The 1,087-nt window shown below is 72.7% G+C and carries 1 protein-coding gene; it reads right to left on the bottom strand.

Annotated elements, in window-relative coordinates:
* Nucleotides 1–1,028: ribosome small subunit-dependent GTPase A (gene rsgA / locus U9980_RS03550; RefSeq protein ID WP_322766657.1), on the bottom strand; the 1,028-nt coding region annotated here is incomplete at its 3' end.
* Nucleotides 1,029–1,087: the final 59 nt, after the last annotated feature.

The raw sequence follows: 1,087 nt of genomic DNA, 5'->3' as shown, positions 1-1,087 counted from the left end.
GCGGACCGGGCGGCAAGCAGCCGGCGCAGGCTCGCGAGCCGGCCTGGGTCTGCCTGTCCGTCATCGACAGCCTGGTCCAGCGCGCAGTCGGCGAGGCCCGCCTGGTGGGTGCAGCCACCCGGGCAGGCAACCGCGGCCGGTGCAAGATCGGGAAATGCGGCCAGCACCCGGTCCGCACAGACCGCGCCCAGCCCGAATGAGCGCACCCCCGGAGTGTCGACGACCCAGCCCCCACCGGGCATCGGCAGGGCGATGGCGGCGGACGAGGTGTGCCTGCCTCGTCCGGTGACCGCGTTGACCGCGCCGATTGTCCGGGCGGCATCCGGTACCACCCGGTTGACCAGCGTTGACTTGCCGACGCCGGAGTGACCGAACATGACGCAGACGCAGCCGGCGAGCAGCGCCGTCAGCGCGTCGATGCCCGCATCCGGCCGGGTGGTCACCACCGGCAGGCCGAGCGGCCCGTAGAGCTCCCGCAGCGGCGTGTCGTCGGCGAGATCGGCCTTGGTGAGGCAGAGTACCGGCTCCAGGCCACCGTCGTAGGCCGCGACCAGGCATCGGTCGATCAGCCCGGTGCGCGGTGGTGGGTCGGTGAGGGCACAGACAATGACGAGCCGGTCGGCGTTGGCGACGATCGGGCGTTCCAGGGGATCGGTGTCGTCGGGGGTGCGACGCAGCACGCTTCGGCGTTCGCTCCGCCCGACGATCCGGGCAAGGCTGCCGGGCGAACCCGAGACGTCACCGACCAGGGCGACCTCGTCGCCGACGATCACGCTGGTCCGGCGCAACGAACCGCCGCGGACACCGGCGACCAGCACGCCGGTGGATGTCGATGGGCCGGCCGGCGTCCCGGCCGCCGGTGCCTTCGCAGCCAGGTGCCCGGTGACATGGCAGGTGTAGCGACCCCGATCAACGGCGACGACCGTGGCCGTCACCGCGTCGGCATGGTCGGGACGTTCCCGGGTTCGGGGCCGTGACCCGCGCCCGGCCCGGACCCGCACGTCGTCCTCGTCAAGCTCCCGCGGCATTCACCTGCGCCGTTCCAGCCCGCGGTGGCGGACTTCATCGTTGCCGGACTTCATCGTTG

It is taken from the genome of Protofrankia sp. Cr1 (assembly GCF_963555865.1).
Lineage (GTDB): Bacteria > Actinomycetota > Actinomycetes > Frankiales > Frankiaceae > Protofrankia.
This window is presented reverse-complemented; position numbering and strand designations above follow the sequence as displayed.